The organism is [Pantoea] beijingensis, from assembly GCF_022647505.1.
In the GTDB taxonomy this organism is placed as follows: domain Bacteria; phylum Pseudomonadota; class Gammaproteobacteria; order Enterobacterales; family Enterobacteriaceae; genus Erwinia; species Erwinia beijingensis.
In genome coordinates, this window is record NZ_CP071409.1 from 137,747 (window position 1) to 159,739 (window position 21,993).

Here is a 21,993-nt window from a genome sequence, read left to right on the forward strand (position 1 = left end):
TACCGCGACGTAACTTGCATTCCCGCCCGTTAACGGATTCGCCTTTATGAAAACTTCCTTATTCAAAAGCCTCTATTTTCAAGTATTAACTGCTATCGTCGTCGGTGTTTTGCTTGGCCATTTCTATCCAGAATTGGGCGCGCAAATGAAACCGTTTGGTGATGCTTTTGTTAAATTGATCAAGATGATCATTGCCCCTGTCATTTTCTGTACTGTGGTCACGGGCATTGCCGGCATGGAAAGCATGAAGGCGGTTGGCCGCACTGGGGCCGTCGCTCTACTCTATTTTGAAATTGTCAGTAGCATCGCGCTAGTTATTGGCCTGGTGGTGGTTAACGTTATACAGCCTGGAGGCGGAATGAACGTTGACCCGGCCTCGCTCGATGCCTCTGCGGTAGCAGTATACGCCCAGCAGGCAGAGAAACAGGGCGTTATCCCGTTCCTGTTGGATATCATCCCTGACAGCGTCATCGGCGCTTTTGCCAGCGGTAATATTCTTCAGGTACTGCTCTTTGCCATTCTGTTTGGCTTCGCGCTGCATCGACTGGGTGATAAAGGGACGATGATTTTTAACGTCATTGAAAACTTTTCCAGAGTTATCTTTGGCATCATCAATATGATCATGCGCCTTGCACCCCTGGGGGCTTTCGGGGCAATGGCGTTCACCATCGGCAAATATGGCGTGGGATCATTGGTTCAGCTCGGCCAGTTGATCATCTGCTTCTATATCACCTGCGTACTGTTTGTGGTGATAGTCCTGGGACTGATTTCTCGGTATGTCGGCTTTAACATTTTCAAGTTCATCGGCTATATCAAAGAAGAGCTGCTGATCGTGTTGGGGACCTCGTCATCAGAATCTGCGTTGCCCCGCATGCTTGATAAAATGGAGAAGCTGGGTTGTAAGAAATCGGTCGTGGGGCTGGTTATCCCTACGGGATATTCATTTAATCTCGATGGAACCTCGATCTATCTGACGATGGCCGCGGTGTTTATCGCACAGGCAACCAACAGCCATATGGATATCGTCCATCAGATCACCTTGCTGGTGGTGCTGCTGTTGTCTTCGAAGGGCGCAGCAGGCGTAACCGGCAGCGGTTTTATCGTACTGGCAGCGACGCTTTCTGCGGTAGGCCATCTGCCGGTTGCGGGACTGGCGTTGATTCTCGGTATCGACCGCTTTATGTCTGAAGCCCGTGCCTTAACCAATCTGGTGGGTAACGGCGTGGCAACGGTATTTGTGGCGAAGTGGGTCGGTCAGTTGGATGAAAATCAGATGAGAGAAACGCTTTCCTCTACTAAGAAGCAGCCTGAAACGTCTATCTAACCAACTTTTTTAGCAAAAACGTATCACAAATGCCCGCAGCAGCTTGCCCTTGCTGCGGGCATTTGCATAATAATCCCCACTTATATTCAAAATACCTGACGTTGCAATTCGCCCTGGCCGCTTTTTTGCCTGAATCACTTACTGATGTAAGCGGATCCGGATTCGTTCTCTTGCCGCCTTGATGCAACACCGGTTAGTTTGTATATGGCTTTTTTATTATATTTCACTTCGTTGCGCGACATCTTTACCTTTGCGTGGTCTAACAAAAAGTTCCGAATTATGTAGCGGCTTTCCGGAAAATCGGAAAGATAACGGCGGACCGCGACGCGCCAGTGTTTTTTTGGTTTGTGATTGAGTAGGGGTTCACATGCAGGGCACCAGAATACGTCTTTTGGTTGGAGGGTTATTACTGGCTGCGGCCAGTTATACGGTGCAGGCTGAAACACTACAACCCGATCCTGCCTGGCAGCAGGGAAAATTAGATAATGGATTCAACTGGCAACTGCTTGCGACGCCACAGCGTCCCAGCGACCGTATTGAGATTCGTTTGTTGGTGAATACCGGCTCGCTGGTGGAGAGTGCCCAGCAGGTTGGATTCAGCCATTTATTACCGCGTCTGGCGCTGGTGCATAACGCTGCGTTGGATCCGGCGCAGCAGCGTGCGCTTTGGCAGCAAAGTATTGATCCTCATCGGCCGCTTCCACCTGCGGTAACATCATACGATTTCACCATTTATAACCTGAGTTTGCCGAATAATCGCCCTGAAGTGCTGAAAGAAGCGTTGAGTTGGCTGGCGGCAACGGCGGGTAAAATGACGATCAATGAGCAGGTGGTGAACACGGCGGTAGGCGCTGACGATCCTGTGGCAACTCATCCTGCGAATTCACAGGATGCATGGTGGCGCTATCGCTTGAAAGGATCGGCACTGCTTGGACACGATCCGGCAGAACGGCCGAAAGTGCCCATTGATATTGAGCAGTTGAACCATTTTTACCAGCAGTGGTATACGCCGGATGCGATGACGCTCTTTATTGTGGGGAATGTGGATAGCCGCAGTCTTACTGAGCAGATTAATAAAGCGTTTTCACCGCTTGAAGGCAAACGTGACACGCCTTCACTTTTGCCGACGCTCTCACCTTTACCGCAGCAGCCGATAAATTTGGTTAATAGCGGTGTAAGCCAGGACCGGCTGTCGCTGATCTGGGATAATCCCTGGCAGCCTATCCGCGACTCACGTAATTTGCAGCGTTACTGGCAGAGTGATTTAGCCCGTGAAGCACTGTTCTGGCATGTACAGCGTAGCCTGAGCGAAAGTAAAGTGCAGGGCGTTCAGGTAGGGTTCGATTGCCGCGTCCTGTATCAGCGTGCGCAGTGCGGGATCAATATGGATTCCAGTAATGCAACACTAGAAACCAATATGAATTTGGTCGCGCGTGAACTGGCGAATATTCGCGATAACGGTTTACCGAAGGATGAATTTGATGCGCTGATGGCGCAAAAAAATGCGGAGCTGAATAAGCTGTTTGCCACTTATGCCCGGACGGATACGGATGTATTAATGAGTCAGCGTCTGCGGTCACAGCAGAATGCGGTAGTGGACATTGCGCCTGAGCAGTATCAAAAATTGCGGCAGGAGTTTCTGTCTGAGCTGACGTTGCCGATGCTCAATCAGGAGCTACGCCAGCAGCTAACCCAGCAGTTAACGATGGTGTTAATGCAGCCGCAGGGTGAAGTGGAAACCAATGTCAAAGCGCTTGAAGAGAGCTGGCAGAAGGTGATGGCTCCGCCTGCCGTTCCCGCAGTAGTTGACGAGATTAAGCCTGAGGCCACGGATACTTCGGCACCACAGTCATAAGTCATCCCAAACATCCCGTGGGAGTGAGGTGATGATTTAGGGGTTCCACGCCGGAACCCCAGATTCTTTTGCCTACACATTGCCTTTCTGTCTGTAAACGTCCAGATAACTCTATAAAGGCTACGGCATATAGAATGTAAGTGTTTACTTACTCCTTGGGCCGTTGATGACGAAATGAGGTACGGTGAGACATGTTGTATGGCGAAAAATGATGACAACCTGTTGGTGCAGATTGCCTGGAGGAGGTTGATATCCGCTTTAAACGACGCGCAGCTCGTCCCAGGAAACCATAACGTGTTCACGCCAGGCGGGACGCTGCGTGAGTTGCTGATAGTAACGCTCAATAGCCGGTAAATCGGCGCGCTCAATATCAACGCCATAATAGCGGTAAAGCAGGTGACCAAACTGAATGTCGGCCAGCGTGAAATGCTCTCCCGCTAAAAAGGGGCGATCGGTAAGACGGCTTTCCGCAATCCGTAAGAAATGCGTCAGCCGCTCTGTTGCCGCTTTGATAGCAACCGGATTACGATCTTTTTCCGCAACTCTTATCATTTGCCAGAAAATTGGCACAGTAAACTGCAGTGAAATATTAATTTTTGCCCATTCGGCCCACATATCCACCTGGGCACGCTGCGCTGCATCGGCAGGCCAGAAATCGTCAGGCGCATAGCGAGTGGCCAGATAACGCAGAATAGCGCCCGTTTCAAACAGCGGTGCGCCCTCGTTATCGGTTAACACCGGCACCAGGCCATTTGGATTCATTGCCAGAAATTCAGGCGTATCATTACCGCCATAGCGCTGCCCAACATCGTATCTCTGGTAAGGAAGTGCTAACTCACCAATGCACCACATTAATGCCTGAACGTTTGATGAGGTTTTTCTTCCCCAAACTTTTAACATAGCCACGACCTCCACAGGAAAAGGTTAGGCTGCCAGATTACCCTGTCCGCAGCCTGGACCCCAAACGCTATTTCGGCATGGCGGAAGAAGGGATAATGGCCCCGCGGTGCTGAATAACGGTACTGGCAACCAAATGTCCGCGCGCCGCGGCGTCTTCCACGCTGCCGCCGGTCAGGCGTACGGCTAAGTACCCGGCGCTGAAAGAGTCACCCGCTGCCGTGGTATCAATAACTTTTTCTTTCGATAAGGTGATTGCAGGCACCTCAATGCGCGGCGCCTGGCCTACGGCAACCAGGCACGGTTCAGCGCCACGCTTAATCACAATTTCTTCAACGCCGGCTGCCTGGGTACGGGCAATCACGTTATCAAGGCTATTTTCGCCCCACAGCAGCGTTTCATCATCCAGCGTGAGAAAGGCGATGTTAGTGCTCGCTAACATGGTGAGGTAGGCCTGCTGTGTCTCTTCCCGGTTTTGCCACAGGCGTGGGCGATAATTGTTATCAAAAATCACTTTACCGCCGTTACGGCGACATGCCGCCAGCAGCGCCATCAGTTTCTCACGGCTCTGCGGGCTCAAAATGGCCAGGCTGATACCGCTCAGATAGAGATAGTCGAATCGGGAAAGTTGCTGACAAATTTCTTCGGCCTGCTCGCTCTCCAGCCAGAAGCGGGCCGCGGCTTCATTACGCCAGTAATAGAATGTGCGCTCGCCATGTGCATCGGTTTCAATCACATACAGCCCGGGCAGTTTGTTATCCATTCGTTGAATCAGATCGGTCTGCACCCCTTCATGTTGCCAGGCTGCCAGCATTTGATCGCTGAAGGTATCGGTGCCCAGCGCGGTAACGTATTGCACATTAAGTTGTGCAGCGGGAACCTGACGTGCGATATAAACCGACGTATTGAGAGTATCGCCACCAAAGCCCTGGCTCAGGCCGTTATTTTGTTGGGATAATTCAATCATGCACTCGCCGATCACGGCGATATTTTTAGGCGTCATGGCGTCCAACTCATTGATGAAATAAGATCTAGTCTCGCTTTGCTGTTGCTGTCAGTCAATATTTTAAAACGCTGTTTTGTTTTTATTATCGGGCTAAATAGCCGTACCCGATAGAGCTTTCCCTTTTCAGAGCATCGACTGAGGCCATATATCATACAAACACGGCGTGAAACCGGTCCGGAGCGGCCAGGTGCGCCAGCCTTCCTTCACGTTCTGCTTATCTGCATAATCCCATCTGCGCCTATTCAGCGCATTTGTTGCGGTTATAGAGGAGGACGGAGTTAAGGACACGAGTAGCAGCAAAGTGGGGATTTCTTCAGCTCACAACTCACAACATGGAGATAAGCGTCAGTGGATGATTATTGCTGAGCTTAGTTATGATTCTTTAACATAAAAAGATAGTCATCTTTATTATTAGTGAGCGGTCTGAGCTTTATCTTTTCTCGTTCGCTAATGACCGATAAAAATCGGAAAGCGTCTTTATCGGCCAGGACGATAGATTTTGCAGTATCAAACTTTTTTAGTGTGTGAATGAACTTATTAAAGCCGATGCATGTAATCGAGATATCTTTTTCTTTCTCATAATGATGTTTAATCAGTGACTGGATGCCAACGAAAAGATAATGATTATTTGTAATTACGATAACGTCCATGCTTAGAGAATCTCTCCTTATGTGTTATAGGTCCGGGCAGTTTTGAGCGCGGCTTGCTGGTGAGCAGCGCCGGTTTCATCCCATCGCACCGTGAACAATGTTTCCGGGATTCACCGGCTTACTTCCGTGCTGCAAGCCTAATGGTTAGTGAGTCAGTAGCCAAAAGAGATGGTGTTTCAGAAATTCATTTTTATCCCCAGCATTGCGCCAGTATCGCTATAGCCCTCGCTGCCGATTTGCTGCGATATATTTCCCCATATGTTCAGGCCGCGGCTAACCTTTCCTTCAACGCCTGCTTTCAGTTCTCCGATGTTGCGGGTTCCAGCCTGATCGATGCGAACCGCGTTCAGCGAAGCGCCAAATGACGCAGTATTATGCAGCCAGTTTGCCTCAACAAAGGGTTCAAAGGTTCTTTCTTTGTCATCATCTATCTTATTGTGGCCGTTAAGAAACGCCCGAACTCCAAGCCGTGTTTGAAGATTACCGTCACCATGTCCCTGGATATATGTACCATTATGTTCACGATGATCGTCTGCTTTTACTCCCATCCAGGTCAACTGGGCGACTGGCTGGATATAGTAACTCTCGCGAGCGTGTTTCTCTCCGACTTTCCAGGCGTAGCCTGTTTCAACAGAAGCCGTCACTCCTCGTGAGTGATAGCGTTCAGCAGAGAGTGATTCACCTTTTACCGTGTTGGTAAACCAGCTGTACTGGACCCAGCTGTCTATATAAGCCCCGGTATGTTCAGTATTATCCTGTAACCAACTGCTATAAACACCGACGCTATAGCCCTTTACGCTGCCCTCAGCACGGTAGCCAGTCGTTGCGTGACGCGTATTGTTCTGTTGCCTTGCAAAGCCTGTCATCATCCCAAGATGAAAACGATCGTTTTGTGAGGAAGACCACTGGGCCAAATCCCCACCTAACTGCAAGACGTAACGATTTGACTGTGTTTTTAACTGACCGCTGCTGTCGCGACTGCGGTTATGGCCACCCAGATGACGCATCCATACGCTGGTTACCTGTTTTTGACCGGTGAACGCATCCACATAATGCGTTTCACCCAGACGATCGTGCAGGCGGGTATTGAATAAAGTGTTTGCTGCCGCCAGATTTGCGCCATAGACACCCGATTCTGGTCGGGTATCTGGTGTGGCCGGTTTTGGCGAAGGTTCTGGTATCGGCGTTGTTTGACCGCTGACCAGATACCAGTTTCCAGCCTTATCTGCGTTGCCACGCACCAGCGAATAGTCGTATGCCCCGGCGACAATCCGTCCTTGTTGGGTGAATTCGCCCTCTGATTTGCCGTCTACGTGGATAAGTTCAATGCCGTTCAGGGTTTGTGCGCCTGTACCGCCTGCATTACTGACGGCGACAGTCGTTGTGCCGCGCGTATCACCCTCAACGCGCAGTTTATCCGTCAGAGAGTCGTCACCGCCCAATACGGTGTTAAGTTGTAGCCAACCGTTATTACCGAGATAATTCCCTCTTACTGTTACAATCGTGCCCGGGAGCGCGCCAGCGGACAGTGAAGATATGGCGATGGTGCCACTATGATGCAGATTTTCCAATGCGGAATTACCGGTGACTGTCCACAGACTATCCGTATCCACATTTACGTTGACCCGTCCCGTGGTGGAGTCAACGGCACCGGTCAAAACCGAATGACCCGTTAATCCGAGTGAAAACCGCGTACTTTCATTCCGCGGATGTACCACAACGTCTCCATTAATGACCGTGTCGGCATCCGCGATGATATTGATTTCTGGTGTGTTATTAATCGGTAATTCGTCATCCTCTTTCACCCGCAAAGCGGTACGCGAACCCGTTGTTATTCGGCTGTTTTTCAGGCTCAGAAATAAGGGACTTCGCGCATTGCCATCCAGTTCAATGGTCGCTGTATTTTGTGCTGCCAGCTGACTATCGACTATGTTGAATTCACCGCCGTGCTTAAATACCAGCGCGGCGGAGCGTTGGCCTGTCGTCATGATCTGTGACTGGAGCATTTCTCCACTGGCTTTGCTTAGTCTCAGGCCTGCTGAATCATCCTGACGAGTATTTAATGAGGTGTTATCAAGATGGAGCCTGCCGGCCTCGACATTGATGGCATCAATGCCGTTGCCATCAGTGTCGACCGTTCCACCGGTCATTTTGATGTTGCTGCCCGGCCCGGCATAGATACCGGTAAATGCTGCTGCGGGCAGGCTTGCTGCGCCAACAATTCTTACTGCGGTATTCTGCAATGTGGCCTGACTATTCTCACCGGTGACATACACGCCAAAGCCTTCTGCTGCGACATTACTGGCTTCAATAGTGCTGTCGAACATGCTGGCCTGGCTGCCACCCAATACCGAAAGACCGGCGCCTTTATTCTCAACCTTTAGCGTTGTCTCTGTTGCAGAGAAATGAGATTGGCCATCCGCCCAGGCCGCGGAGAAATAACCGATTTCATCTTTTGTTGGCGCGGTGCTTAGCTTGCTTTTTTCCAGCCGGGTTGTGCTTTGCTTATCGATTTTTAATACCGTGCTGTCTCGGGCGACCAGTGCCGTGTTTTGTATATCGATATGTGCGTTATGATTTCCTCTAACCAGTGCCGCGCCTGTACGGGAGGGGGCGGCATTGAACTGAACATCATTCAGCTTTAATGAGGCGCCATCACTGATATCAAAGGTGCTTCGCGTATCGTCAGGTGCAGAATGACTCAGCGAGAGTGCGCTGCCTCGCCCGCTTACATAAAAGCTCTCATCGCTATTGAGAATGATCCCCTCCAGATGAGCTTGCCCACCATTCTCAATGCGGGCCAGCGGGCCAAAACTTTTACCCAGGCTCACATCAGAAAGCGTGATGACACCTGCTGAAGTGGCCCGCAGGAGCGTCCCTGACCGGCTTGATAAACTTATGGCCTTGGCAGAAATTTCCCCTCCATCATGGGCATACAGGGCATCTTCGAGGAATTTTATGGCTCTGATATCGTCGGTGGCGACTTTTTTTTCTTCCATGCCAGCCTCAAGGCTGGCGGCACCGTAGGCCATAAAGCAGCCGGAGCTTAACGCGAAGGCTATTGCGCGGCTAAGACATGTGCGACGCGATGTGGGCAAGATGGTGGTTTTATATAACATAAACATTGTCCTGATAGTCCATTATAGGGTTATGTTTTGGGGCTGCCGTTTTAGCGGTGAGTCATTCAAGCCGAAGGGACAACGCAGATTGCCAGTCATAACGTTGGTTCAGCCTCGTGCGGCTATCGTCCAGCTCTGGTTTAATAACCAACATAAACGTTAGCTGTTTACCGGATACGGGCTGGCCACTGCGTATGGGGGTAAAGGACGCTCCTGGGTGAACGGCCAATACTGGTGAGATGACAGAGCCATTCCGGTCTCCCTGAAGCGATCGCAGTATCACAGGCTGGTTATCCAGATTCGCATCGCGTATTTCAAGGCGTAATTCACTACCTTCCCCCCAGGAAAATAGTTGTCCGGCGGTTTTTCCGGCCACGCTCAGTACCATTCTTTTGGGATAACGGCAGGTAATGCTGATCGTTAAGAATTGCTGGCCTGGTGAAAGCTTTCCCCACTGATTCAGCGTGAGCTGCGCCCGAGTACGGGTCCCAAAATCCAACGTATTCTGGCTACCTGTTACCTGGCAGTTCTGCGGTAGTGGCTGCAGTGTTGGGGGCGACGCCATCGCATAGCCACCGAGTAGTAACAGCCCGCCGCCGATGATTGTACGCCGCAATTTCATGATGATTTTTCTCGTTAAGATAGTGGCTGGCATACTGCACTTGCCGTTTCATAAAGCCCTGGGGTATCCGCAGCGCGTTCTGGTAAATCAGTCAGCGTAATGGCACAGCTATCCTGCGTGGGCAGTTCCACCTCTAACTGCATTCCTGGGTGAGCATCGGGAATAAATAGCGTGCCGTTTTCGCTGGTTACGGTAATAAAACTGCCCGTTGAGTCATACACACCCGCCCGTGCTGGCAGGAAATTACCCAACGAATCGCGTACGGACAGCAGTACCCGCCGAGTCGACACGACTGAAAAATTGACCTGACTTACTGAACCCCGGGCGACTGAGAGTGATTCCCACGCATTATTGACGTCCGTGGTTTTACCCAGCGATGTGGTATCCAGCTGCAGAGATGAGGTGCCCCAACCCTGCAGCGACGGCAGCACGGCATAGCCTTTTTGATTCGTGCGAACACGACCTGCGGTAGTTTCAATGCGGACATTTTTCTGCTGGCCAACCCGTACGACGCCAAAGGTATCGGCTACACGCCAGGGAGACAGCAATAACCCGCTATTATGCAGAACCACGGCACCGCTACTTTGTATTGCAAGGCTGCGGTGCTGTTCACTGTCATAACTTATATTGCTGCTTAACTGGCTCCACGGCGTGACCTGATTCACCGCAGCAGAAAAAGCGTTACTGTTCTCATTGCGGCTGTGTTCGACCGACATGTTCCAGTTGGTATCGGCGCTTTCCCGGCGGTTGAAGCGACTGCCGTAGCGGGTATTCTGTCCCGTATAGTTCATCCAGTTGCTTACACTGGTGTTCTCAGCCAGCGGGATTTGCAGACTGACATACAGCGAGTCTTCACGACGATTATTCAGACCGCTATTGTTTCTACCCGCCGTCACACTCAGATAGCTTTTGCTAATCTGCCTGCTCCATCCCAACTGGGCATAATCGTTATGGCTGCCGTCGCTTTGCGTGCTACGCGTCCACGAAAGGGAAAAACTACCCAGATTCTCGTGATACCCGCTCAGCACCGGGCCATATTGAGCACGGTTGCGAGCGCCAGAGTCGGCACGCATAATGCTTTCACTAAATTCCCGGTAACCCATATTCTGGTATGAAGCATTAACGCCGAGATTCACGTTATCTCCCAGCGATTGGCTGATCGATAGCGTATTCAACATGCCCTGATGGCTGGGGGCTGATGTCAGTGATGACGCCAGAGCAAGTGCTTGCCCCGTTGGTAATGACGTATTGCTGCTAACACCCAGCGCCCGGTAGTGAGGAGAGTAGAGGACGTCAGTTTGTACTCCGAGACGAGGAAGCAGCTGCCAGCCTTTTGACAAACTGGCTAAAAAGGGATGTGCATTGCTGCCTTCCTGATCCCAGCGTCCAATGCCCCAGGCGATGCCGGATGTTACCGTCGTTCCATTGGTCAGGTAGGCCGCAAAAGGCACGGTGTACTGACGAGATTTGCCGTCGGTACCCGTCTGGGTAACGTGTAGATCGGTATGGGCATTCAGTAAGGAAAATCCCTTCAGGTTGAACGGTCCGGAAGGAACGGTGGTGCTATACAGCAGTATATTTTGCTGACGGATCTCAATAACAGAAGGGGTATCGGCAATCCCTGAAACCACTGCAGCTCCGGCATTTTTATACAAAGCAGCTTCCGGCGTCATTTGAACGCCCTGGATTCTTCCTACCCCCAAGCCGCTGCCTGTCAGCGTAAAGCGCCCGATACGTAGCAGCGATTTGGCGTTATAGAGGGTGTGCTGGGCCCAGGCACTCTGATGGCGGAAGCGACCCGACTCACTAAATTGATTCCAGCTCTGACTGCTGCGTACAATCCAGTCATCGGTATTAAAGCCTGCTTCCGTTTGCATTAGCCAGAAATCAAAGTTCCCGGAAGGTGAACGGCTGGTCATATATTGACCGTTGTAATTGAGTACGCCACCGCTACCGCCATGTTCCCAGGCGGCATAATCAGTGTTATCCAATATGGCATCGGCCGGTATAACCAGCGACAAACTATTTTCTCCGGGTTGAAGCGTTATTGTACCCTGCGGCCATACCTCATTAACGGTAGTACAGGACCCGCTATCGTGAGTTTCACGGCGAAGTCGTGCGGGCGCTTTTAGCTTTGCCTGATGCAGAAAGACATCCGTTACGCAGAGTTGGCCTCGTTCATCAAATTGAGCGGTGACCTTGCCGTAAACGCGCCCATTTACCGTCAGTAAAACGCGGGTTTCGCCAGCTGGGAAACGCGCGCCATCCTTGAATTGGGCGGCAATGCGCGGATCGAATCCACGGGCACGAATAATGTCCAAATCGAATAGTGTTTCGTCTGCCCGTGCGCAAGTGGCCATGCCTCCCAGCATCAGTAGCGCCATCAGAGGAGTACAGCAAGATCGTCTCAGATTCAGGAGCATCGATCGTTTCACCGCGCCAATGGGGCATCCCAGCTATCAACAGAGAACCCCCAGGTTGTTGCCGGGGAGATGTGTACCTGTTGCGGCGAGGCCGGAGGCGTTCCGCCCTGCCGGGACAGCGTCAGCGTTTCTGCGGGTAGGATATAGGTCTGTCCCAGTTGCCATGGGGTATTATCCGGGCGTGTTTGTACCATCTGAGCGAGGCGTACGACGTAGGGAGAAGGATTCGAAACCGTCAGTTGACCGTTGCGATAGGACCATTCCAGCAGTTTCCAGGGGACATTATTACGCGCCAGCCCGGCCGGACGGATCACGACGGGTAAATTCTGGGTGATATTGACCTGTACCCGATTGTCACTCTTTGTTTTCGGTGGCACGCCTTCAAAAATCACTCGACGCAGGCGTTCGGTTTTTAACGGTGAAGTGCTGGTAAGGATAAAACGTACGGTCTGCTTCTTACCACCTTCAACGCGAATGGCGGGTGGGGATACCTGTACAATATCCTCCGAATCGGCGGGGATCCCCTCCAGAGTCGTGAGTAACAGTACCGGTTCTTTATCGGTGTTGGTTATGGTAATCACGGCTTCACGCGTGTTTTCTTCAAGAACAACCACGGAGGTCGCGGGTAATACGCCGGTTGCCAGCGCGGAGGATGTCATCAACCACAGGCAATACAGCGCGCCGGCTTTAGCAGGAAATAGTGTCATTATGGTGGCCCGAAATCAGAGGAGAAAGGCGGGCTGGATAGCCCGCCTGAAGCTTTATCTAACTCGTTAAATTAGAGGTAGAAGAGCTGTACGGTAGCCGAACCATCCAGTTTGACCGGTTGGGTGAGATCCAACGTGGAAGCCGGAGAAATAGCCGCCTGAACCTGAAGGGTGCCAGTCATGGTGGAGAAGGCTTGCGGTACCAATTCACCGGTTTTAGCCCAGGTATATAAAGGACTCGCTGTGGTCATAAAGATCCGGGGAACTTTGCGCCAGGTTGCACCTTTATCATCGGAGTTAATGCTATCCACATTATCCGCCGTATCCAGCGTCACCGTATCGGTTGGGATTGCCGCCAAATAAGCCCCGATTTTATTGCCTGCTGGGTCAAGACCCAGCCCCATAGTGCCGGTGTTAGCCTGTAATGGCGCACTTCCGACCAGGACCTGACCAATAGGGTTGTTTTTAGTCCCCATGCGGTTATCGACAGTTTTCAGTGCCAGTTTGGCTGGGGCATCGCAAACGATGGTGAAACCGGTGTCTTTTTGTTCCAGTATGGTGAAATCATCTTTATTCAGTGAATTGGACAGAATATTTCCGTAATCAAAGACGTTTCCGCCGGAAATAGTGGCTTTACAAGCCGCAGGGGTAATATTGCCGATAACACTGAAGTCAAATGAGTCGTCGGCCACCGCGGCAGACGATGCAGTAACCATCAGCGTGATTAAGGACAGCTTGGTAATTGATTTTTTCATTTTTTAAACATCCGTTTAAAGTTAACAAATTCACCATCTGGTGATGTCATAATTTTCGGCTAAGTAAAAAATTCTACCTGACCACAGCATTATGAGACTGTTTGAATACGTATTTGTAATTATTCTTTCTGTAAATAATGAGAAAATAATTGTCTGTTCTTAGTTATTCAGTTTTCAACTGTATTCTAAAATAATTGCGCTTTTTGCACGTTCAATAGTTATTTGGTTATAAATATATCAGAGTAAATAGTAACAATTGAGATAGTTCGTTTTAAGCAGAATAAAAGAACAGTGTCTTAATATTTTTTTCGTTAAAGGCAAAGCCGCACTTATCTACACGTGAAAGTAGGTTCGTGCTTAAACCACATTTATGCAAAGTAAGTTGTAAGGTATTCATCGCTTTCCATAGTCTTTGTCTGGAACAGCGAAGCCCATGGCACTCAAAGACTTCAGTCATGATGGCTGTATCGCTTATTATTGTAGCTTCATGATTTTCAAGTAAAAAGCAAAGTAATCTTGCCATGGTTTTTCTTAAGCGAATGCTATTTCCATTAAGCACATTCACTAACAGAGCGGGGGATAGTCTGAATTCAAGATTGTCATTGATACAATACCCATAAATGTTCAGCTCCATGCATTCTGGCTCCATACTGCTATATAAGTGAGGCGATTATACTCATCACTCTTTACGTTATAGGTTCAGTGCGCTTCCTTCGCGTTCCCGAACACTTACCTGAATAGAGTTCCGATAAGTTTTACGTTACTACCTTACTGCATTTTTAATCGTTAAGGGTATATAAATTTTATCATGACCCATTAGCCTGACTTGAGGGTATTCTAATTAATATCTTACAAAGCTCAATAGGACTAAATTGTGACAACTATTTTATGAAAACAATGATTTTATTACTGTTTTATTCCAAAATGGAATGGATTTTAGTTTTATTGTCCATTGTGTTGTGATAGGTCGACTTGTGATTTGCGTAAAGTTAGGCGATTGCAATAAGAGTGCTCAGTGTTTTTTTAAATTGGAAAAGTTTTGAAGTGATTAATTAAGGCAGGATTTTCTTTTGTGATTGTTTTTTGAATTTTATTAAGCTTTGATTTTTTCAATGTATTGTTTTCAAATTTCAATCAGATAAATAAGATTTTTTATTGGTTGCTATAAATATTTTTAATAACCGTGGGGACATGCCATGTAGCTAAACGCCGCTGCTAAGAAAACAGTCGTCCTTTTGCATTGGTCGCGGCGATTATGCGGTGAGTACCGTCTCGACTGACCTCAATAATTCGCAATGTTACTTTCTGACGGCATCATCCCGTCTTGTGCGCTAAGCGAACCCGTTCTGATCGTACCGAGATCGACAACTTAGAATAGCAATGACAACTCGCCTGATGCCGATCTTTACCGTCTCGACTATCTTTAAAAGAGATATCGGATTGGTAAGGAGTCGGGGATGTCGCGTACGGGGAAAATGATAAGCTGGGCCGTTGGAATTTTTTTATTGCTGATTGTGGTGGTGGTTATCGTTATTGCGACATTTGACTGGAATCGTCTGAAACCCACCATCAACCAAAAAGTCTCCACCGAGTTAAATCGGCCTTTTGCTATTCGTGGCGATCTCGGTATTAGCTGGGAACGTAACCGTGATGAACCCGGCTGGCGGAGTTGGGTGCCCTGGCCTCATGTGCATGCCGAAAATATTATGCTGGGTAACCCGCCGGACATTCCGGAGGTTTCTATGGTGTATTTGCAGCGCGTGGATGCCACGCTGGCTCCCTTAGCGCTCCTTGGCAGGCAGGTCTATATTCCGTGGGTTAAGCTAACGCAGCCTGATGCCAGATTGATTCAAACAGCAGAAAGAAAAAATAATTGGACCTTTGATCTTGCTGGAAATGAGGAGGCTGATGCCGACAAAAAACCTTCTCCCTGGTCATTTCGGCTCGACAATATCATGTTTGATCGCGGGCAAGTTGATTACCGCGATGCCATTAATAAAGCTGATGTACGCGTTGTGATAGATCCCTTAGGAAAGCCCGTTCCCTATGCACAGCTGGCGGGAGGGAATAGCAATCAGCAGGGTGCAGCTGATTTTATTTTCGGCTGGAAAGCGAGCGGTACTTATAACCGTGAGCAGCTAAGCGGAGAAGGTAAAATAGGTGGCATGCTCTCACTGCGTAGCCAGACAACACCATTTCCGATTCAGGCGGATGTCCGTAATGGTTCCACCCGCGTGCGCGTCGCTGGCAGCCTGCAGGATCCTCTCAATCTTGGTGGACTCGATCTGCGTCTGCGCTTTTCTGGTGATACGCTGGCCAACCTGTATGGACTGACCGGGGTGCTCCTTCCTGATACTCCGCCCTATGAGACGGACGGTCATCTGATAGTGAAATTCCAGCAAAAAGGGGGGCCCCAATTCCGCTATGAAAATTTCAATGGTCATATTGGCGACAGTGATATCCACGGTTCCCTGACTTATACCCAGGGTCAACCTCGTCCGAAGTTAGCAGGAACGCTGGAATCGCGTCAGCTTCGAATGGCCGATCTGGGGCCATTAATTGGCGTTGACTCGGGTAAAGGGAGTGAGAAAACACGGCAGGCAAAAGCGAAAAGGGGCGAGGCGAATACCCAGCCAGGCGATCGCGTATTACCCCACGATAAATTCGACACTAAGCGCTGGCAAGCGATGGATGCCGATGTCAAATTTAGCGCTAAACGCATTGAACACAGCAATTCCTTGCCGCTCAGTGACCTTTACACGCATCTAGTGTTAAACAGTGGAGATTTACTGCTCGACCCGCTGCGGTTTGGCATGGCGGGCGGCAATCTGAACTCGACTATTCGTCTGGAGGGGAATCGGACGCCGATGCGTGGACGGGCCGATATTCATGCCCGTAATCTGAAATTACGTCAGATTTTGCCCGATGTAGAAGCAATGCAAAACAGCCTTGGGCAGTTAAACGGTGATGCGACACTCAGTGGCCGTGGCAATTCGGTGGCCGATCTGTTAGCGACCAGTAACGGCGAGTTGAAAATGCTAATGAATGACGGCTTGATCAGCCGGAGTTTAATGGAAATTGTCGGATTGAATGTGGGTAACTACGTGGTTGGCAAATTGTTTGGCGATGATGAAGTTCGTATTAATTGTGCCGCAGCGGATTTAAACGTGCGTAATGGACTGGCTACTGCCCGCCTGTTTGTCTTCGATACGGAAAATGCCATTATCAATATTACCGGTACCACTAACTTTGCTAATGAACGCATGGACCTCTCGATCAATCCTGAAAGTAAAGGTATTCGTATTATTACGTTGCGTTCTCCACTTTACGTACGCGGTACTTTCAACAGTCCGGATGCGGGAGTAAAAGCTGGGCCGCTGATTGCTCGTGGTGCCGCTGCCGTTGCGCTGGGCGCGGTAGTTGCTCCGGCTGCCGCCCTCCTGGCCCTGATTTCACCCAGTGATAACCAGGATAATCAGTGTACGAATGTGTTGCAACAAATGAAAAATAAGAAGTGAGACAGAGCCCATCCCAGGGATGGGCTCTGTATTTTTGCCCGCGTTATTACAGCGTCTGGTGCCGCGTCTCTTTACAGGCAATGAGTGCAATCAGTGTCAGGCAAGCCATAGCAGCAAGATATAACCCAACCGCATACAGACCATAGGTGGTGTTGAGCCACGTTGCGATATAAGGTGCTACCGATGCGCCGAGAATGGATGACAGATTGTATGAGAATGATGCGCCGGTGTAGCGGACTTCCGTTGGGAATAATTCGGGCAACAGGGCCCCCATTGGACCAAAAGTCAGGCCCATGATACTCAGCCCCAGTAGCAGGAACGCCATCACCACCAATTGATTTCCTGAACCCAACATGGTTGGAAACAGCAGCGAAAAGACAATAATCATCAGGGTAATGGTAATCATGGTCTTACGGCGTCCGAAGCGGTCTGCCAGCAGGCCCGCAATCGGTACCATCACGCCAAAGCCGATCACGGCCACCATCAGCATCCACAGGAAACTGTTACGTGAATAGCCGAGCCCGACAGGCATCGGTGCCGTCCCATAACTCATTGAGTAAACGGTCATAATATAAAAAAGCGTATAGGTTGCCAGCATAATAAAGGTGCCGAGGAGGGTCGCCGTCAGATGCTTGCTCAGTAGCGTCCCAATCGGTACTTTTACCTGCTTATTCTCTTTTTGTACTTTGGCAAATACCGGTGTTTCATGCAGCGAAACGCGCACGTAAAGGCCAATAAGGACCAGTACCGCAGAGAGAATAAAAGGAACACGCCAGCCCCATTGCATAAACTGTTCGTCACTGAGTAACCATGAGAGCAGCAGGAAAGTGCCGTTGGCAAAAAAGAAGCCAATAGGTGCGCCTAATTGGGGGAAAGATCCGTACAGTGCACGCTTTTTCGCCGGGGCGTTTTCTGTGGCCAGCAGTGCCGCCCCGCCCCATTCACCGCCTAGTCCCAGTCCCTGACCAAAGCGTGCGAGTGCCAGCAGCATTGGAGCAAAAACACCGATGGTTTCATAACCCGGCAGCAGCCCGATGACCACCGTCGAGATCCCCATCGTGAGCAGTGAAGCGACCAGCGTGACTTTACGTCCTACACGGTCGCCAAAGTGACCAAATAGCGCAGATCCTATGGGCCGTGCAACGAAGGCGATAGCGAAGGTTGCCAGAGACTGGAGTGTGGCGACGGTGGCATCACCCTGTGGGAAAAAGATATGGGGGAAAACGATCACTGCCGCGGTAGCATAAATATAAAAATCGAAGAATTCGATAGCGGTACCGACCAGCGAAGCAACCACGACTTTACTGCGTGAGTTTACGGGGATGGCATCATGTTCGGCGTCGAGAGTTGGAGCGATGGAAGCTTGCATAATTGTTTCTTATTTGTAAAACATGAAAAGGGATATTACGCACAGCAAAAGACGCATTCAATGCCGAAACCCGGCCCAATAGCGGGCGTGAGTCCCTAAAAAGTGGATAATTTCTGTGAGGAGCGGTTTAGTAGATAATGCCAGCGTGATTACCATATTGTTTGGCGTTAATCACTAAAAATTAGCTAAATAAAAGTTATGCACTAGCGTTTCATGCTGATGTCTGGCCTATCTTTACGCAGCGTGCGAGATATTTAACTGGCAGGCACCGATTTTCAACTGCTGGCCGGCAGTCCGGCCAGCAGTCGATTATGCAGAGTGTGAATCAGCGTTTAGCGTGCTCTTGTCGTCTTTATACTCCGCTGTTGCAATCCATGCAGCGCAAAATAGCGTCAGACGTGCAAAGAAGTAAAAGAAAGCCATCAGGCCAAGCACGGAACCAAAGGCTGCACCTGAGGGTGATGAAGCCAGCTTAGGCAGCGTGAATGTCATAATAAACTTAATTGCTTCAAAGCCGATTGCGGCCAGCAGCGTACCGCGGAACAGCGCTTTTTTACGCGGTTTATGGCGTGGCAGAATCCAAAATATCCAGAGAAATAACAAATAATTAGCCAGTATTGAAATGGACAGCGCAATAATGGTCATGGCGGGACGCAGCCATTCAATATCTTGCAATCCCAGAGCGTGCACAATTGCTGCCTGTGCAGAACCCGCCACCGAGGTAAGTGAAAGCGTAATAATTAGCGCTATTACCAACCCGGTCAGAGAGATGAAATCACGCGTGTATTTAAAATAAATCTTCTCTTTGTCCGTCGGGTTACGTTCCCATACGTCGCGCGATTGTGCCCGGATCGCCTCGCGTAGGTTACCCATCCAGCTAATACCTGAATAGAGTGCGATCAGTAAACCGGTCAATCCTACGGTGGTACGCTGCCTCACGGCGGTATTAACGGTATTTTTTAACGTCGTCGCCAACATGGGATCGCTGATGTTACTGACCATCTTATTAATCAGGCTGGTTAACAGGTCTGGGTGTGCTGCCAGCACAAACCCCACTGCTGCGAACGAAACCATCAAAATAGGGATGAGCGACAAAAACGAGAAATAGGTAATAGCGGCACCAAACTGATTGCCCAGACGATCGGTAAAACGTTCGCCCGCGCGGATAAAGTGCGCCACAGAAGGGATTGACTGGAACCAGCTCACGCAGCGCGAAATGCGAGTAATTGAGGCATCGACGGTTTTATTACCGGTTTTAATATTGATCAGCGGCGACGCTTCTTCAGTATTCAAGGTGTCGCCTGCGGGGCCGCATGAGTTGTCGGAGCGATTGGTTTGAATATTGATCAGCGGCTTCTCATCCACTGGCTTAAGATCGTGAGGTTGGTGCTGATGTTTGTCCGTCATTAACAAGTTTCATCCCAGAGATTGTGGTCCAATATAGCAATTATAGTCTGGCTCTCATCCAACGTAACCTTCCATCGTCTGGGACAGCCATTCCATAAAAACACGCACACGGCGAGCAAGGTTACGGCGATGCGGATAAAGCAGCGACACCGGCATCGGCTGTGCCGGGAAATCGGGAAGGATCTCGATCAGGGCTTTTGTTTTCAGTGCGGATTGTACGCCGATACGTGGAACCTGGATGATCCCTAATCCGGCCAGGCATGCCGCGCGATAGGTTTCGGTGCTATTTACCGTAATAATGCCACCGGTTTGAATGTGATGGCACTGCTTGCCATCAAAAAATTCAAAGCCTGCAGGCGGGCTGCCAAACTGAAGGTTGTAGTGCACCATGGCATGTTGCGATAGCTCGTCCAGCTTTTGTGGTGTGCCAAAACGGGCAAGATAATCCGGGCTGGCGCAATTAGCTAATGAGAGATGTCCCAAAGTACGGGCAATTAACCCGGAGTCTTTCAACTGCCCGACGCGTACCACGCAGTCAAAACCTTCACGAATCACGTCAACCAGGCGATCGCTACTACCCAGCTCAACTTCAATTCCCGGATACTGTTGCAAAAATGCGGGCAGTTGGGGTATGACAAAACCAATGGCAAGATCGACGGGCATATCAACGCGTAGTTTACCACTGAGTGTGGTGGGATCGTGTTGAAATAGCGAGTCCATCTCTTCCAGCGTTGCCAGCAGATCCCGGCAGCGCTCGTAATAGACCATGCCATCCTGGGTCATCTGCACCCGGCGCGTGGTTCGATGTAGCAACCGAACGCCCATCTGATTTTCCAGCGACTGCAGCAGGCGCGATACGCTGCCTTTTGGCACCCCCAGGCTTTCGGCTGCACGGGTAAAACTCTGCATGTCTGCCACGGTGACAAACACCTGCATCGCCTGAATTTTATCCACTTTTTCCCCTATTGTTATCTTTAATGAAACAATTGCGGCTGATTTTTTCTTTTATGCGCTAAATAAAACGCAATATTGCATTTTTTGTCCAGATAATTTGCTAAGGAAGCCCAAATTGTGAGGAATAGACTATTCATTGTTAACCGCGGGGCGGTCTGACTGCTGAAATGCGTTTAAAAATGCAAAAAACCGAAAGAGCGAGCGTAAAGCGAAGTGATGGATTGATAGAGGTCGGGTTACGTGAAATGTAACAATTCGTCCAAATAGCCGATGTAGATGAGCGTTCCCCTAAGTGTATGCTAGGTTTTATGCATGTATTTTTTTAAGGAACGTTCATGAAACCGCTCGCGTTACTGTTTTCTCTCAGCCTGCTAATACCGGTAAGCGCGTTGGCCGCTACACCATCTTATAACGGGACCCTGGATGAGTTTACCTATCCATGGCCGGTGAAGCATTATGCGTTTCAGTCACAGGGACAGTCATTACAAATGGCGTATATGGATGTGCAGCCGGCACAACCGAACGGCCAAAGTATTATGTTGCTGCATGGAAAAAACTTTTGCGGGGCGACCTGGGAAGCAACCGTACGTACGCTGAGTGCCGCCGGATATCGCGTGATAGTCCCCGACCAAATTGGCTTTTGTAAGTCCTCTAAACCGCGGCAGTATCAGTTCTCACTGCATCAGTTGGCGCAAAATACTGACGGACTCGTTAAGCAACTGGGCATCAAACAACTCACCGTTATGGGGCACTCCATGGGCGGTATGCTGGCGACACGTTTCGCTCTGATGTATCCCCAACAGACCGCACGATTGGTGTTGGTCAATCCTCTGGGTCTTGAAGACTGGCGGGCGCTGGGTGTGCCCTGGCAAAATGTTGATGCGGCTTATCAACAGGAACTGAAAACTGACTTTAATTCGATTAAGAAGTACCAGCAATCCACCTATTATGCCGGAACCTGGCAGCCTCATTACGATCGCTGGGTGAATATGTTGGCCGGTATGTACAACGGACCGGATAAACAGAAAGTTGCATGGGATCAGGCACTGACCACCGATATGATCTATACCCAACCCGTGGTTTACGAATTGCCACAGCTTAAAATGCCGACGTTATTGATGATTGGTGATAAAGACAATACCGCGATCAACAAGGCACTGGCATCCGCTGAGGTCAAAGCCAACATTGGTCATTACCAGGCGCTCGGCAAACGTACCGCGCAGGCTATCCCTCAGGCGACGTTGATCAACTTCCCTGAACTCGGCCATTCGCCGCAGATTCAGGACCCGACGCATTTTCACGCTGCGCTGATGGAGTGGTTGAAAAAGTAAAAAGGATCCCTGGCGAGAGCATTAACCCCAACGTTCTGGAGTGATCCGCCAGTACG

15 protein-coding genes are annotated in these 21,993 nt (G+C 49.9%); 4 read left to right on the forward strand and 11 right to left on the reverse strand.

All coding sequences use genetic code 11. The features are described 5' to 3' along the window. The first annotated feature begins 46 nt into the window (after positions 1-46). Both J1C60_RS00620 and J1C60_RS00625 read left to right on the forward strand, forming a co-directional pair. Entirely contained in the window at positions 47-1,324 is a 1,278-nt protein-coding gene (locus J1C60_RS00620; RefSeq protein ID WP_128176800.1) for a dicarboxylate/amino acid:cation symporter, read from the forward strand. A 367-nt stretch (positions 1,325-1,691) separates the two neighbouring features. Then, the gene (locus J1C60_RS00625) at positions 1,692-3,179 is read left to right on the forward strand and encodes a M16 family metallopeptidase (protein ID WP_128176802.1); all 1,488 of its coding nucleotides are present in this window, start codon (positions 1,692-1,694) and stop codon (positions 3,177-3,179) included. 258 nt (positions 3,180-3,437) lie between these two features. Here J1C60_RS00625 and J1C60_RS00630 read toward each other — a convergent pair whose 3' ends face one another. The 8 genes from J1C60_RS00630 to J1C60_RS00665 form a co-directional block, all read right to left on the reverse strand. After that, on the reverse strand, positions 3,438-4,079 hold the full coding sequence (locus J1C60_RS00630; protein ID WP_128176805.1) for a glutathione S-transferase family protein: 642 nt from the start codon (positions 4,077-4,079) through the stop codon (positions 3,438-3,440). 67 nt (positions 4,080-4,146) lie between these two features. After that, positions 4,147-5,079 (reverse strand): 2-dehydro-3-deoxygluconokinase, encoded by a 933-nt coding sequence (gene kdgK, locus J1C60_RS00635; protein ID WP_128176807.1) that lies wholly within the window; start codon positions 5,077-5,079, stop codon positions 4,147-4,149. Positions 5,080-5,908: 829 nt separating this feature from the next. Then, positions 5,909-8,851: an autotransporter outer membrane beta-barrel domain-containing protein gene (locus tag J1C60_RS00640; RefSeq protein ID WP_235859162.1), complete on the reverse strand. Its 2,943-nt coding sequence runs from the start codon at positions 8,849-8,851 to the stop codon at positions 5,909-5,911. 61 nt (positions 8,852-8,912) lie between these two features. Beyond that, a complete protein-coding gene (locus J1C60_RS00645) occupies positions 8,913-9,473 on the reverse strand; it encodes a DUF1120 domain-containing protein (RefSeq protein ID WP_128176811.1) in 561 nt (186 codons plus the stop codon). Positions 9,474-9,487: 14 nt separating this feature from the next. Further along, on the reverse strand, positions 9,488-11,896 hold the full coding sequence (locus tag J1C60_RS00650) for a fimbria/pilus outer membrane usher protein (RefSeq protein WP_128176813.1): 2,409 nt from the start codon (positions 11,894-11,896) through the stop codon (positions 9,488-9,490). Between the two features lie 8 nt (positions 11,897-11,904). Next, positions 11,905-12,603 carry a fimbria/pilus chaperone family protein gene (locus J1C60_RS00655; RefSeq protein WP_128176815.1) on the reverse strand — a complete coding sequence of 233 codons (699 nt, stop codon included), beginning with the start codon at positions 12,601-12,603 and terminating at the stop codon, positions 11,905-11,907. Between the two features lie 71 nt (positions 12,604-12,674). Beyond that, complete coding sequence (locus J1C60_RS00660; RefSeq protein WP_128176817.1) at positions 12,675-13,358, reverse strand: DUF1120 domain-containing protein; 684 nt, start codon at positions 13,356-13,358, stop codon at positions 12,675-12,677. Between the two features lie 271 nt (positions 13,359-13,629). Further along, positions 13,630-13,992: a winged helix-turn-helix domain-containing protein gene (locus J1C60_RS00665; protein WP_128176819.1), complete on the reverse strand. Its 363-nt coding sequence runs from the start codon at positions 13,990-13,992 to the stop codon at positions 13,630-13,632. Positions 13,993-14,815: 823 nt separating this feature from the next. Here J1C60_RS00665 and J1C60_RS00670 point away from each other — a divergent pair. Further along, entirely contained in the window at positions 14,816-16,876 is a 2,061-nt protein-coding gene (locus J1C60_RS00670; RefSeq protein WP_128176821.1) for an AsmA family protein, read from the forward strand. 46 nt (positions 16,877-16,922) lie between these two features. Here the strand turns inward: J1C60_RS00670 and J1C60_RS00675 are convergent, their stop codons facing one another. From J1C60_RS00675 to J1C60_RS00685, 3 genes are all read right to left on the reverse strand, one after another. Then, entirely contained in the window at positions 16,923-18,245 is a 1,323-nt protein-coding gene (locus J1C60_RS00675; RefSeq protein ID WP_128176823.1) for an MFS transporter, read from the reverse strand. Positions 18,246-18,554: 309 nt separating this feature from the next. Continuing rightward, entirely contained in the window at positions 18,555-19,652 is a 1,098-nt protein-coding gene (gene yhjD / locus J1C60_RS00680; protein ID WP_235859163.1) for an inner membrane protein YhjD, read from the reverse strand. A gap of 54 nt (positions 19,653-19,706) precedes the next feature. Next, complete coding sequence (locus J1C60_RS00685; protein ID WP_128176825.1) at positions 19,707-20,606, reverse strand: LysR family transcriptional regulator; 900 nt, start codon at positions 20,604-20,606, stop codon at positions 19,707-19,709. A gap of 335 nt (positions 20,607-20,941) precedes the next feature. On the opposite strand from J1C60_RS00685, the gene J1C60_RS00690 reads away from it, so the two are divergent. Then, positions 20,942-21,937, forward strand: a complete 996-nt coding sequence (locus tag J1C60_RS00690; RefSeq protein WP_128176827.1) for an alpha/beta fold hydrolase — start codon at positions 20,942-20,944, stop codon at positions 21,935-21,937. Positions 21,938-21,993 lie beyond the last annotated feature (56 nt).